Here is a 13,842-nt window from a genome sequence, read left to right on the forward strand (position 1 = left end):
CAGCCTTTTTTTATGATAGCGCATTACCTTTTAGCCCTTAACGCAGGAGCGTCACGTGATAGGCAGACTCAGAGGCATCATTCTTGAAAAACAACCCCCGCTGGTCCTTCTGGAAACGGGCGGGGTAGGCTATGAAGTGCATATGCCGATGACCTGTTTCTACGAGTTGCCGGAAGCCGGGCAAGAAGCGATTATGTTCACCCATTTTGTGGTGCGAGAAGATGCTCAGCTATTGTATGGCTTTAACAACAAGCAAGAGCGCACGCTGTTTAAAGAGTTAATCAAAACCAATGGCGTGGGGCCGAAGCTGGCGCTGGCGATCCTCTCCGGTATGTCTGCTCAGCAGTTCGTTAATGCCGTTGAGCGCGAAGAGCTGGGCGCGCTGGTGAAATTACCGGGTATTGGTAAGAAAACCGCAGAACGCCTGATTGTAGAAATGAAAGACCGCTTTAAAGGTTTGCATGGTGATCTCTTTACACCTGCAGCGGATCTGGTCCTGACGTCTCCGGCAAGCCCGACAACGGACGACGCCGAGCAGGAAGCGGTTGCTGCGCTGGTGGCGTTGGGCTATAAACCACAGGAAGCCAGCCGCATGGTGAGCAAAATTGCCCGCCCTGATGCCAGCAGTGAAACCCTGATTCGTGAAGCGCTTCGCGCGGCATTGTGAGGTAACGGATGATTGAAGCAGATCGCCTGATTTCGGCTGTCAGCACTACCCCTGAAGATCTGGTGGATCGTGCGATTCGCCCAAAATTGCTGGAAGAGTATATTGGCCAGCCTCAGGTTCGTTCGCAAATGGAGATTTTTATCCAGGCGGCGAAGCTGCGCGGTGATGCTCTCGATCACCTGCTGATTTTCGGTCCTCCTGGTCTTGGTAAAACTACGCTTGCCAATATTGTCGCCAATGAAATGGGCGTTAATCTGCGTACCACGTCCGGTCCGGTACTGGAAAAAGCGGGTGACCTGGCGGCGATGCTTACCAACCTTGAACCTCACGATGTGCTGTTTATCGATGAAATTCATCGTCTGTCACCGGTGGTGGAAGAGGTGCTGTATCCGGCGATGGAAGATTATCAGCTGGATATCATGATTGGTGAAGGGCCGGCTGCCCGTTCGATTAAGATCGATCTGCCGCCGTTCACGCTAATCGGGGCGACGACGCGCGCCGGGTCGTTAACGTCTCCGCTGCGTGACCGTTTTGGTATTGTGCAGCGCCTGGAGTTCTATCAGGTGGCAGACCTGCAGCACATTGTTGGGCGCAGTGCGCGTTTTATGGGCCTGGAAATGAGCGATGAAGGCGCGCTGGAAGTGGCACGCCGCGCCCGCGGTACGCCGCGTATCGCCAACCGTTTATTACGCCGGGTACGCGATTTCGCTGAAGTGAAGCATGACGGCACGATTTCGGCTGATATTGCCGCCCAGGCGCTGGATATGCTCAATGTGGATGCGGAAGGATTCGATTATATGGACCGTAAGCTGCTGCTGGCGGTTATCGATAAATTCTTTGGCGGACCGGTAGGACTGGATAACCTGGCAGCGGCGATTGGGGAAGAGCGTGAAACCATTGAGGACGTGCTGGAGCCGTATCTGATTCAGCAAGGTTTTCTACAACGTACGCCGCGTGGACGTATGGCAACCGTGCGCGCCTGGAACCATTTTGGCATTACACCGCCACAGATGCCTTAATGCCTGATGTCGCGACGCTCATCAGGCCTGGGCGATTTTGTAGGCCCGGTAAGCGCAGCGCCACCGGGCAACGCATGCTTAGCTCGCTTGCTTTTTCATCATGCTGAAAATAAACAGCAGCGCGGCGCACAGCACCACGGAAGGACCTGCCGGGGTGTCATAGAAGGCCGAGAAGGTCAGCCCGCCTGTAACCGCTATCATTCCCACTCCAACGGCAACCCCAGCCATCTGCTCCGGCGTACGGGCAAAGCGACGGGCGGTCGCCGCAGGGATGATAAGCAGTGAGGTGATAATCAGCGCCCCGACAAACTTCATCGCCACGCCAATCGTTAACGCCGTAACCAGCATCAGCAGCAGCTTCACGCGTTGCAGCTTCACGCCATCGACAAATGCCAGATCCGGACTGATGGTCATCGACAGCAGGTTACGCCACTGCCAGAACAGAATCGCCAGAACAATAACCACGCCGATGGCGATGGAGATAAGATCTTCTGGCGTCACGGCGAGCAAATCACCAAACAGGTAAGCCATCAGATCCACACGGATGTTGGACATCAGGCTGACAACAACCAGCCCCAATGACAACGCGCTGTGCGCCATAATACCCAGCAAGGTATCGATCGCAAGGTGAGGGCGCTTCTCCAGCCATACCAGACCGCCAGCCAGCAACAGGGTGACGGCGATAACCGCATAGAAAGGGTTTACATCCAGCAGCAGGCCAAAGGCGACTCCCAGCAGCGAAGCGTGGGCCAGCGTATCACCGAAATAAGACATTCGACGCCAGACTACAAACGAGCCGAGTGGGCCAGCGGCACAGGCCAGCATGATCCCGGCTAACCAACCGGGTAATAACAATTCAATCATGAGTGACCATTTCCCCGGCGTAAGACGATACGACCCTGTAAATCGTGGCGGTGATTGTGATTATGACGGTAAATTCCGAGTTGTTCGGCGCCGCGTTGCCCGAACATTGAGATGAATTCCGGGTGCATAGAAACCACTTCCGGCGCACCGGAACAGCAAATATGATGGTTCAGGCACAGTACCTCATCGGTTTTGGCCATCACCAGATGCAGGTCATGGGAAACCATCAGTACGGCGCAATCCAGTTCACGTCGCAACTGGTCTATAAGGTCGTACAGTGCGACCTGCCCATTGACATCCACGCCCTGGGTTGGTTCATCGAGCACCAGTAGCTGAGGTTTATTCAATAAAGCACAGGCCAACAGGACGCGTTGCGTTTCCCCGCCAGAGAGCTTTTGCATCGGCGCATCCATCAGATGCCCGGCCTGAACGCGCTTCAGTGCCGGAAGGATATCCTCTTTTTTGGTGCCGGGACGTAAGCGCATAAACCGACTTACCGTCAGTGGCAGCGTAGTATCGAGGTACAGTTTTTGCGGTACATAGCCAATCCGCAATTGACCATTACGCTTGATTACTCCCTCATCAGCCGCTACCAGCCCTAATACAACGCGCACCAGCGTAGACTTCCCGGCACCATTTGGGCCGAGAAGCGTTAAAATTTTACCGGGTCGAAGTTCAAGCGATACGTCAGACAGGACGCGGCGTTGACCATAAGAGACCGAGACATTTTCCAGTGAAACCAAAGTCGTCATATCAATTTTAGTCTTGCAGAAGTTATAGAATGTTATAATATCACATTTCTTACATTCATTACGATGATTGGTCGCATTATGTTACATAAAAATACGCTTCTTTTCGCAGCATTATCCGCTGCTCTTTGGGGTAGTGCAACACAGGCAGCAAATGCCGCTGTGGTGGCCTCGCTCAAGCCGCTGGGGTTTATTGCTTCAGCCATTGCAGACGGGGTAACAGACACTGAGGTTCTCCTGCCTGACGGGGCTTCCGAACATGACTATTCACTGCGTCCATCAGACGTAAAACGCTTACAGGGCGCGGACTTAGTTGTTTGGATTGGACCTGAGATGGAAGCGTTTATGGAAAAGTCAGTCAAGAATATTCCTAACGCGAAACAGGTAACGATTGCGCAGCTCAATGACGTGAAACCGTTACTCATGAAAGGTGCCGATGACGACGATGACGATCATGGACACAATGATGCTGGCGGTGAAAAAAGTGACGAGCATCACCATCATGGCGATTACAACATGCATCTTTGGCTTTCCCCAGAGATAGCGCGGGCCTCAGCGGTTGCAATCCATGAAAAATTAGTGGAACTTATGCCGCAAAGTCGAGCCAAACTTGACGCCAACCTGAAGGATTTTGAGGCACAATTAGCCGCAACCGATAAGCAGGTAGGTAACGAGCTCGCACCGCTCAAGGGAAAAGGTTATTTCGTTTTTCATGACGCCTATGGCTACTACGAAAAACACTACGGACTAACTCCGCTTGGTCACTTTACCGTGAACCCTGAGATTCAACCTGGTGCGCAGCGTTTACATGAAATAAGAACACAGTTGGTTGAGCAAAAAGCAACCTGCGTTTTTGCTGAGCCACAGTTCAGGCCAGCGGTCGTTGAAGCCGTCGCGAGAGGGACATCCGTTCGAATGGGAACGTTGGATCCGCTCGGAACGAATATCAAACTGGGTAAAACAAGCTATTCAGCGTTTTTGAACCAATTAGCCAACCAGTATGCGAGCTGCCTGAAAGGAGATTAATGAGGAAGTGAATACGTGCAACAGATAGCCCGCTCTGTCGCTCTGGCATTTAATAATCTGCCGCGACCCCATCGCGTTATGCTGGGGTCGCTTACCGTACTGACATTGGCCGTCGCCGTCTGGCGGCCTTATGTTTACCATCCCGATTCTGCACCCATCGTTAAAACTATCGAGCTGGAAAAAAGCGAGATTCGTTCACTGTTGCCTGAGGCCAGTGAACCTATCGATCAGGCCGCGCAGGAAGACGAAGCCATTCCGCAGGATGAACTGGATGACAAAACGTCTGGTGAAGCCGGCGTGCATGAGTATGTCGTCTCCACAGGCGATACGCTGAGCAGTATTCTGAATCAGTACGGCATCGATATGGGCGACATCAGTCAGCTCGCTGCTTCCGATAAAGAACTACGCAATCTGAAAATTGGTCAGCAGTTATCCTGGACCTTAAGCGCGGAAGGTGACCTGCAGCGTCTGACCTGGGAAGTGTCCCGCCGTGAAACCCGCACTTACGATCGCACTGCGACAGGTTTCAAAATGAGCAGCGAAATGCAGCAGGGCGATTGGGTTAACAGCCGTATCAAAGGCACGGTGGGCGGAAGCTTTGTCGCCAGCGCCAAAGAGGCCGGACTGACCAGCTCTGAAATCAGCGCGGTGATTAAGGCCATGCAGTGGCAGATGGATTTCCGCAAACTGAAAAAAGGCGATGAGTTCTCAGTGCTGATGTCTCGCGAAATGCTGGACGGTAAGCGCGAGCAAAGCCAGCTGCTGGGCGTGCGTTTACGTTCTGAAGGCAAAGACTATTACGCCATCCGAGCTGAAGACGGTAAGTTCTATGACCGTAACGGTACCGGGCTGGCGAAAGGCTTCATGCGTTTCCCGACGGCGAAACAGTTCCGCATCTCCTCGAACTTTAACCCGCGTCGCCTGAATCCGGTGACTGGACGCGTAGCGCCACACAAAGGTGTCGACTTTGCGATGCCGCAGGGGACGCCGGTACTGTCGGTAGGCGATGGTGAAGTGGTTGTAGCGAAGCGTAGCGGCGCTGCCGGATACTATGTTGCGGTACGTCATGGTCGCACCTACACCACCCGTTATATGCACCTGCGTAAGCTGTTGGTGAAACCAGGTCAAAAAGTGAAACGTGGCGATCGTATCGCGCTGTCAGGTAACACCGGGCGTTCAACAGGTCCGCATCTGCACTACGAAGTGTGGATCAACCAGCAGGCCGTGAACCCTCTGACGGCGAAACTGCCGCGTACAGAAGGTCTGACCGGCTCGGATCGCACCGATTATCTGGCGCAGGTGAAAGAAGTTATGCCTCAGCTACGTTTTGATTAATTAGCACACTGATAAAGCCGGTACGCGATGCGTGCCGGCTTTTTTATTTTGTACGGCGCACGGTGCGCCGCTACACTATCAGCAGATTTACTTTTCGCGGCACCAGACACTGGAAGAGCATGGAAACGAAAAAAAAGAATATTGAGTATATCCCTGAGTTTGATAAATCATTTCGCCACCCGCGCTACTGGGGCGCCTGGCTGGGTGTAGCGGCGATAGCTGGGATTGCGTTAACGCCAGCGTCATTTCGCGATCCTATTCTGGCAAAGCTCGGACGGATGGTTGGACGCTTGGGAAAAAGCTCACGTCGCAGAGCGCTGATCAATTTATCCCTTTGTTTTCCTGAACGCAGCGAAGCTGAGCGCGAAGCCATTGTCGATGAGATGTTCGCGACCGCCCCTCAGGCGATGGTCATGATGGCGGAACTCGCCCTGCGCGGGCCGGAGAAAATTCAGAATCGGGTTGACTGGCAGGGCCTTGAAATCATCGAAGAGATGCGCCGCAACGATGAAAAAGTGATTTTTCTCGTTCCTCATGGCTGGGGCGTAGATATCCCGGCGATGCTGATGGCTTCCCAGGGACAGAAAATGGCAGCAATGTTCCACAATCAGGGAAACCCGGTATTTGATTACGTCTGGAACACGGTACGCCGTCGTTTCGGAGGTCGATTACATGCGCGTAATGATGGCATCAAACCGTTTATTCAGTCTGTACGTCAGGGATATTGGGGATACTACCTGCCGGATCAGGACCATGGGCCTGAGCACAGCGAGTTTGTCGATTTTTTTGCTACCTATAAAGCAACGTTACCGGCAATTGGTCGCTTGATGAAGGTCTGCCACGCGCGAGTAGTGCCGCTGTTTCCGGTGTATGACGGTAAAACTCACCGCCTGACGATAAAGGTCCGTCCTCCGATGGATGACATCCTGACAGCGGATGACCACACCATTGCCAGACGAATGAACGAAGAGGTGGAAATTTTTGTCACGCCTCATGTCGAACAATACACCTGGATACTGAAACTGCTTAAGACGCGTAAACCCGGCGAGATTGAGCCCTATAAGCGCAAAGATCTCTATCCGAAGAAATAAAAAAAAGCCTCTCAAACGAGAGGCTTTTTTACATCAAACGCTGGTGTTACTCGACGGTCAGGATACGCGTGGTGTTAGTTGAGCCAATAGTGCTCATCACATCGCCCTGTGTCACGATCACCAGATCGCCGGAAACCAGATAGCCTTTATCGCGCAGCAGGTTCACTGCTTCATTGGCGGCAACGACGCCATCTGTTTCGCTGTCAAAGTGAACCGGGGTGACACCGCGATACAGAGAGGTCAGATTCAGCGTACGTTCATGACGAGACATCGCGAAAATTGGCAGACCGGAACTGATACGAGAAGTCATCAGCGCAGTACGACCGGACTCCGTCATAGCGATGATAGCAGTGACCCCTTTCAGGTGGTTAGCAGCGTACATCGCTGACATCGCAATCGCTTCTTCAACGTTATCAAACTGCACGTCAAGGCGGTGTTTAGAGACGTTGATGCTTGGGATCTTCTCTGCACCCAGGCAAACGCGCGCCATTGCCGCGACGGTTTCCGCCGGGTACTGACCTGCTGCTGTTTCGGCAGAGAGCATTACGGCATCGGTGCCGTCGAGGACGGCGTTAGCAACGTCCATCACTTCCGCACGAGTCGGCATTGGGTTGGTGATCATCGACTCCATCATCTGTGTGGCGGTGATGACCGCACGGTTCAGCTGACGCGCACGGCGAATCAACGCTTTCTGAATACCTACCAGCTCAGGGTCACCGATTTCAACGCCCAGGTCGCCACGGGCTACCATCACTACGTCAGAAGCCAGGATGATGTCATCCATCGCATTCTGGTCGCAGACGGCTTCTGCACGTTCTACCTTGGCGACAATTTTCGCATCGCAACCGGCGTCGCGCGCCAGACGGCGGGCATAGTTTAGATCTTCGCCGCAGCGCGGGAAGGAGACAGCCAAATAGTCAACGCTGATTTGCGCTGCGGTAATGATGTCGGCTTTGTCTTTTTCGGTCAGGGCTTCAGCAGAGAGACCGCCGCCCAGTTTGTTGATGCCCTTGTTATTGGACAGCGGGCCACCGACAGTGACTTCGGTGAAGACTTTCATGCCCTGAACTTCCAGCACTTTAAGCTGTACGCGACCGTCGTCGAGCAGCAGGATATCGCCAGGCACGACGTCTGCAGGCAGTCCCTTATAATCAATGCCGACTTTTTCTTTGTCGCCTTCGCCTTTACCGAGGTTGGCGTCTAACAGGAACTTGTCGCCAACATTAAGAAAAACTTTACCTTCTTTAAAGGTAGATACGCGGATTTTAGGTCCCTGCAGGTCACCCAAAATAGCTACATGACGTCCCAGTTTTGCGGCAATTTCACGGACCTTATCCGCCCGCAGTTTGTGATCTTCTGGAGAGCCGTGGGAAAAGTTCATACGTACGACGTTCGCACCCGCGGCGATAATCTTCTCAAGGTTGTTATCGCGGTCGGTTGCCGGGCCTAACGTGGTAACGATTTTGGTTCTGCGAAGCCTTCTGGACATGTAATACTCCGTTGACTGAAACAACTAGGTGTTGCGTGAACATTAATCCGGCCGTTCTCAAATATTAACGTTAAAATGAACGACCCGGATGATAAAAGGGTAGAACATTGTTATTGCTTTTAGCGGTCATCACTCTTGATGAGTAATTCTTTATCAAAACGCGATTCCTTGAGCGCTTCCTTGACACGCTTCAAGTTATCTCTAAATTTTGCCCCTCGGCGCAAAGTAAATCCTGTAGCCAGCACATCTATCACGGTCAGTTGAGCAAGTCGAGAGACCATGGGCATATAAATGTCAGTATCTTCCGGTACATCGAGGGTAATAGCCAGCGTGGCTTCACGCGCCAGTGGCGTGCCGGGAGAGGTGAGGGCGATAACCATAGCGTCGTTTTCCCTTGCTAACTGCGCCAGTTCAACCAGACTTTTGGTTCTTCCAGTATGAGAAATAAGCACAATGACGTCGTCGTCGCTACAATTCATACAACTCATACGTTGCAGGACAATGTCGTCGGAATAGATTACCGGTACGTTAAAGCGGAAAAATTTGTTCATCGCGTCGTGCGCTACCGCGGCGGAAGAACCTAAACCAAAGAAGGCGATTTTCTTTGCCTGGGTTAACAAATCTACCGCCCGGTTTACCGCCGCGTTATCCAGCGACTGACGAACGTGGTCAAGGCTTGCCATCGCCGATTCGAAGATTTTCCCCGTATAAGATTCTACGCTGTCATCCTCATCCACATTGCGATTAACATAAGGGGTACCATTTGCCAGACTTTGTGCCAGATGCAGTTTAAAATCAGGGAAGCCACGCGTATCCATGCTACGACAGAAACGGTTCACCGTCGGTTCGCTGACGTTGGCTTCTACAGCAAGCGCAGCGATGCTTGAGTGAATTGCCTGCTCGGGAGAGGCAAGAATAATGTCGGCGACTTTACGCTCTGACTTGCTCAAATGTTCCAGTTTTAACTGGATTTTTTCCAGCATATTCATGATGTAGGTAGGCTCATGGGTCATGGGCAAAAACGATTTCAACGATAAGGGGAAATCGAGTGGTAACTCTGGTAGATAGTACCCCTGCTAGTGCAGCAACGGGGCAAAATGGACAAAATAGTTGTTGTTTTTTTTCATTACATGATCGGAGTCGGATTTTCATACTTCTTCATGGGTACGAAAAAGACGACTTTTTTATCCATTTTGATGGGTTATACGCCAATAAAGCGGCTGTTCGCGGTAACAGCACGGCTGGATAAGCGTTTACGGTTTCCGGATTCACGTAAAAGCAGTACAGTGCACTGTAATAAAATTACAACCAGTGTCTGGCAAAAGCACCAGGCACTTAATTGAGGAGAATGACATGGCGGTAACGCAAACAGCCCAGGCATGTGATCTGGTCATTTTCGGCGCGAAGGGCGACCTGGCGCGACGGAAATTGCTGCCTTCCCTGTATCAACTGGAAAAGGCCGGCCAGATTAACCCGGATACCCGCATCATTGGGGTTGGGCGTGCCGACTGGGACAAAGCAGCCTATACCAAGGTTGTGCGCGAAGCGCTCGAAACCTTCATGAAAGAAAAAATTGATGAAAGGTTGTGGGAAACCCTCAGCGGTCGTCTTGAGTTTTGTAACCTGGACGTCAACGACACCGCCGCGTTTAAGCGTCTGGGCAAAATGCTGGATCAAAAATCGCGTACCACCATCAACTATTTCGCAATGCCGCCAAGCACCTTTGGCGCGATCTGCAAAGGTCTGGGTGAAGCAAAGCTGAATGCTAAGCCTGCCCGCGTGGTGATGGAAAAACCGCTGGGCACGTCACTGGCAACATCTCGTGAAATCAACGATCAGGTTGGCGAGTATTTCGAAGAGTGCCAGGTTTACCGCATCGACCACTATCTCGGCAAAGAGACGGTACTGAACCTGTTGGCACTGCGTTTTGCCAACTCCCTGTTTGTGAATAACTGGGATAACCGCACTATTGACCACGTAGAAATTACCGTGGCGGAAGAAGTGGGCATTGAAGGGCGCTGGGGCTACTTTGACCAGGCCGGTCAAATGCGCGACATGATCCAGAACCACCTGCTGCAGATCCTGTGCATGATCGCGATGTCTCCGCCGTCCGATCTGAGCGCAGACAGCATCCGTGATGAAAAAGTGAAAGTACTGAAATCACTGCGTCGTATCGATCGTTCGAACGTACGTGAAAAGACAGTTCGTGGTCAGTACACCGCCGGTTTTGCCCAGGGCAAAAAAGTTCCGGGATACCTGGAAGAAGAAGGCGCGAACAAGAGCAGCAACACGGAAACGTTTGTGGCGATCCGTGTGGATATCGATAACTGGCGCTGGGCGGGGGTACCGTTCTACCTGCGTACCGGTAAGCGTTTACCGACCAAGTGCTCTGAAGTGGTGGTTTACTTCAAAACGCCTGAGCTGAACCTGTTCAGAGAATCCTGGCAGGACCTGCCGCAGAACAAGCTGACTATCCGTTTGCAGCCTGATGAAGGTGTCGATATCCAGGTACTGAACAAAGTGCCGGGACTGGATCACAAGCATAACCTGCAAATTACCAAACTTGACCTGAGCTACTCCGAAACCTTCAACCAAACGCATCTGGCCGACGCTTATGAGCGCCTGCTGCTTGAAACTATGCGCGGCATTCAGGCGCTGTTTGTGCGTCGAGATGAAGTTGAAGAAGCATGGAAGTGGGTCGATTCTATTACCGAAGCCTGGGCAATGGACAACGACGCACCGAAGCCGTATCAGGCCGGCACCTGGGGACCGGTTGCCTCTGTGGCCATGATTACCCGTGATGGTCGTTCATGGAACGAATTCGAGTAAAATATCATCTAGCCCATAGGTGTTATTTTACCGGTAACATGATCTAACACAGATTGTAGAATAATTTTTGCACTTTTAAGCTCCGCGTGGATTCACCCGCGGGGCTTTTTTTATTACACTGCCTGAAACGATTTTGCCCCTGAGCTACGGCTAACAAGCGATTCAGCTGCTTTTAACCCAACTGAAACACATTGTTGATCCAACGCTCTGACAGATAAATTTTAGGAGCCTCTATGAATCCGAATTTGTTACGCGTAACAAAACGAATTGTCGAACGTTCTCGCGACACGCGTTCCGCCTACCTTGCCCGTATTGAACAAGCGAAATCGACTACCGTTCATCGTTCACAACTGGCGTGCGGTAACCTGGCGCATGGTTTTGCTGCCTGCCAGCCGGATGACAAGGCCTCGCTGAAAAGCATGCTGCGTAACAATATCGCGATCATTACTTCCTATAACGACATGCTTTCCGCGCATCAGCCGTACGAACATTATCCCGACATCATTCGTAAAGCGCTGCATGAAGCCAATGCGGTAGGCCAGGTCGCTGGCGGTGTTCCTGCGATGTGCGACGGTGTGACCCAGGGACAGGATGGGATGGAGCTTTCGTTACTGAGTCGCGAAGTGATTGCGATGTCGGCTGCTGTCGGCCTATCACACAATATGTTCGACGGCGCGTTATTCCTTGGCGTGTGCGACAAAATTGTCCCGGGTCTGGTGATGGCGGCACTGTCATTTGGTCATCTGCCTTCGATCTTTATTCCCTCCGGCCCGATGGCGAGCGGTCTGGCGAACAAAGAAAAAGTGCGTATCCGTCAGCTGTATGCTGAAGGCAAAGTCGATCGCATGGCGCTGCTTGAATCCGAAGCGGCGTCTTATCACGCACCGGGGACCTGTACGTTCTATGGCACGGCAAACACCAACCAGATGGTGGTGGAGTTTATGGGGATGCAACTGCCAGGGTCCTCATTCGTACACCCGGATGCCCCGCTGCGCGAAGCGTTGACCGCCGCGGCTGCTCGTCAGGTAACGCGTCTGACCGGCAACGGCAATGAATGGATGCCGATCGGTAAAATGATCGATGAAAAAGTAGTGGTGAACGGTATTGTCGCGCTGCTGGCGACCGGGGGGTCAACCAACCATACAATGCACCTGGTTGCGATGGCGCGCGCAGCCGGGATTCTGATTAACTGGGACGACTTCTCCGATCTGTCCGATATCGTGCCGTTGATGGCGCGTCTGTATCCGAATGGTCCGGCAGATATTAACCACTTCCAGGCAGCGGGTGGCGTGCCGGTGTTAATGCGCGAACTGCTGAATGCGGGTCTGCTGCATGAAGATGTGAACACCGTTGCCGGGTTTGGTTTGTCTCGTTACACCATGGAACCCTGGCTCAACGATGGTGAACTGGACTGGCGCGAAGGGGCAGCGAAGTCGCTGGACAGCAATGTGATTGCTACCATCGATCAGCCATTCTCCCACCACGGCGGTACCAAAGTGCTGAGCGGTAACCTCGGACGTGCTGTGATGAAAACGTCGGCGGTTCCGGTAGAAAATCAGGTAATTGAAGCGCCCGCGGTTGTTTTTGAAAGTCAGCATGATGTATTGCCGGCCTTCGATGCGGGACTGCTCGACCGTGATTGCGTAGTCGTTGTGCGCCATCAGGGACCAAAAGCAAACGGAATGCCAGAATTACATAAACTCATGCCGCCACTTGGTGTATTATTGGACCGTTGTTTCAAAATTGCGTTAGTTACCGATGGACGACTTTCAGGTGCTTCAGGTAAAGTGCCTTCAGCAATCCATGTAACCCCAGAAGCCTACGATGGCGGGCTGCTGGCAAAAGTACGCGATGGCGACATCATTCGTGTGAATGGACAGACAGGTGAATTGACGCTGCTGGTTGATGAAGAGGAACTTGCTTCTCGTCAGCCTCACATTCCTGACCTCAGCGCATCGCGCGTGGGCACAGGCCGTGAAATGTTCAGCGCGTTGCGTGAAAAGCTGTCCGGTGCGGAACAGGGCGCAACCTGTATCACTTTTTAAGACTTATTTTGTAATCAGGCGAGAGAAAACTCTGATGAAAAACTGGAAGACAAGTGCAGAAGCAATCCTGACCACTGGCCCGGTTGTACCGGTTATCGTGGTTAATAAACTGGAACACGCAGTGCCGATGGCAAAAGCGCTGGTTGCAGGCGGCGTGCGCGTTCTGGAAGTGACCTTACGTACCGCATGTGCGATGGATGCCATTCGCGCGATCGCAAAAGAAGTTCCGGACGCTATCGTTGGTGCAGGTACTGTACTGAATCCGCAACAGCTGGCTGAAGTAACCGAAGCCGGTGCGCAGTTTGCTATCAGCCCGGGCCTGACCGAGCCGCTGCTGAAAGCCGCAACGGAAGGCACTATTCCGCTGATCCCTGGTATCAGCACCGTGTCTGAACTGATGCTGGGTATGGACTACGGTTTGAAAGAGTTCAAATTCTTCCCTGCTGAAGCAAATGGTGGTACCAAAGCGCTGCAGGCAATTGCGGGTCCGTTCTCTCAGGTGCGTTTCTGCCCAACCGGCGGTATCTCTCCGGCGAACTACCGTGACTACCTGGCACTGAAAAGCGTGCTGTGCATCGGTGGTTCCTGGTTGGTTCCGGCGGATGCGCTGGAAGCGGGTGATTACGATCGTGTTACCAAGCTGGCTCGTGAAGCAGTAGAAGGCGCGAAGCAGTAAGCCGTTAATGCGTAAACCGTAGGTCGGATATGGCATCAATGCTTTATCCGGC

At 52.6% G+C, this 13,842-nt stretch carries 12 protein-coding genes; 8 read left to right on the plus strand and 4 right to left on the minus strand.

Translation table 11 applies throughout. From position 1 onward, the window contains the following. Positions 1–55: 55 nt before the first annotated feature. Both ruvA and ruvB read left to right on the plus strand, forming a co-directional pair. Positions 56–667: a Holliday junction branch migration protein RuvA gene (gene ruvA, locus OGY67_RS03395; protein WP_079934735.1), complete on the plus strand. Its 612-nt coding sequence runs from the start codon at positions 56–58 to the stop codon at positions 665–667. 8 nt (positions 668–675) lie between these two features. Next, positions 676–1,686 carry a Holliday junction branch migration DNA helicase RuvB gene (gene ruvB, locus OGY67_RS03400; protein ID WP_003034872.1) on the plus strand — a complete coding sequence of 337 codons (1,011 nt, stop codon included), beginning with the start codon at positions 676–678 and terminating at the stop codon, positions 1,684–1,686. A gap of 78 nt (positions 1,687–1,764) precedes the next feature. Here ruvB and znuB read toward each other — a convergent pair whose 3' ends face one another. Then, positions 1,765–2,550, minus strand: a complete 786-nt coding sequence (gene znuB, locus OGY67_RS03405; RefSeq protein WP_003034874.1) for a zinc ABC transporter permease subunit ZnuB — start codon at positions 2,548–2,550, stop codon at positions 1,765–1,767. Continuing rightward, on the minus strand, positions 2,547–3,302 hold the full coding sequence (gene znuC, locus OGY67_RS03410; RefSeq protein ID WP_286573467.1) for a zinc ABC transporter ATP-binding protein ZnuC: 756 nt from the start codon (positions 3,300–3,302) through the stop codon (positions 2,547–2,549). The genes znuB and znuC overlap by 4 nt, the downstream gene beginning before the upstream one ends. Positions 3,303–3,380: 78 nt before the next feature. Here znuC and znuA point away from each other — a divergent pair, with 78 nt between their 5' ends. The 3 genes from znuA (at position 3,381) to lpxM (ending at position 6,751) form a co-directional block, all read left to right on the plus strand. After that, positions 3,381–4,325, plus strand: coding sequence for a zinc ABC transporter substrate-binding protein ZnuA (gene znuA, locus OGY67_RS03415; protein ID WP_048225779.1), 945 nt, complete (start codon positions 3,381–3,383; stop codon positions 4,323–4,325). Positions 4,326–4,340: 15 nt separating this feature from the next. After that, entirely contained in the window at positions 4,341–5,660 is a 1,320-nt protein-coding gene (mepM, locus tag OGY67_RS03420) for a murein DD-endopeptidase MepM (protein WP_003833825.1), read from the plus strand. A gap of 119 nt (positions 5,661–5,779) precedes the next feature. Further along, positions 5,780–6,751: a lauroyl-Kdo(2)-lipid IV(A) myristoyltransferase gene (gene lpxM / locus OGY67_RS03425; protein WP_071446178.1), complete on the plus strand. Its 972-nt coding sequence runs from the start codon at positions 5,780–5,782 to the stop codon at positions 6,749–6,751. A 46-nt stretch (positions 6,752–6,797) separates the two neighbouring features. Here the strand turns inward: lpxM and pyk are convergent, their stop codons facing one another. Continuing rightward, on the minus strand, positions 6,798–8,240 hold the full coding sequence (pyk, locus tag OGY67_RS03430) for a pyruvate kinase (protein ID WP_003034890.1): 1,443 nt from the start codon (positions 8,238–8,240) through the stop codon (positions 6,798–6,800). Between the two features lie 119 nt (positions 8,241–8,359). Then, entirely contained in the window at positions 8,360–9,229 is an 870-nt protein-coding gene (locus tag OGY67_RS03435) for a MurR/RpiR family transcriptional regulator (protein ID WP_008785051.1), read from the minus strand. A gap of 364 nt (positions 9,230–9,593) precedes the next feature. Here OGY67_RS03435 and zwf point away from each other — a divergent pair, with 364 nt between their 5' ends. The 3 genes from zwf to kdgA all read left to right on the plus strand — a co-directional run bounded on the left by zwf (position 9,594) and on the right by kdgA (position 13,790). After that, complete coding sequence (gene zwf, locus OGY67_RS03440; RefSeq protein WP_048216177.1) at positions 9,594–11,069, plus strand: glucose-6-phosphate dehydrogenase; 1,476 nt, start codon at positions 9,594–9,596, stop codon at positions 11,067–11,069. 233 nt (positions 11,070–11,302) lie between these two features. Next, entirely contained in the window at positions 11,303–13,114 is a 1,812-nt protein-coding gene (edd, locus tag OGY67_RS03445; RefSeq protein WP_008785050.1) for a phosphogluconate dehydratase, read from the plus strand. Positions 13,115–13,148: 34 nt separating this feature from the next. Continuing rightward, positions 13,149–13,790, plus strand: coding sequence for a bifunctional 4-hydroxy-2-oxoglutarate aldolase/2-dehydro-3-deoxy-phosphogluconate aldolase (gene kdgA, locus OGY67_RS03450; RefSeq protein ID WP_208744183.1), 642 nt, complete (start codon positions 13,149–13,151; stop codon positions 13,788–13,790). The last annotated feature ends 52 nt before the right edge of the window (positions 13,791–13,842 follow it).

Source organism: Citrobacter sp. Cpo015 (assembly GCF_030333035.1).
GTDB classification, from domain to species: domain Bacteria; phylum Pseudomonadota; class Gammaproteobacteria; order Enterobacterales; family Enterobacteriaceae; genus Citrobacter; species Citrobacter portucalensis.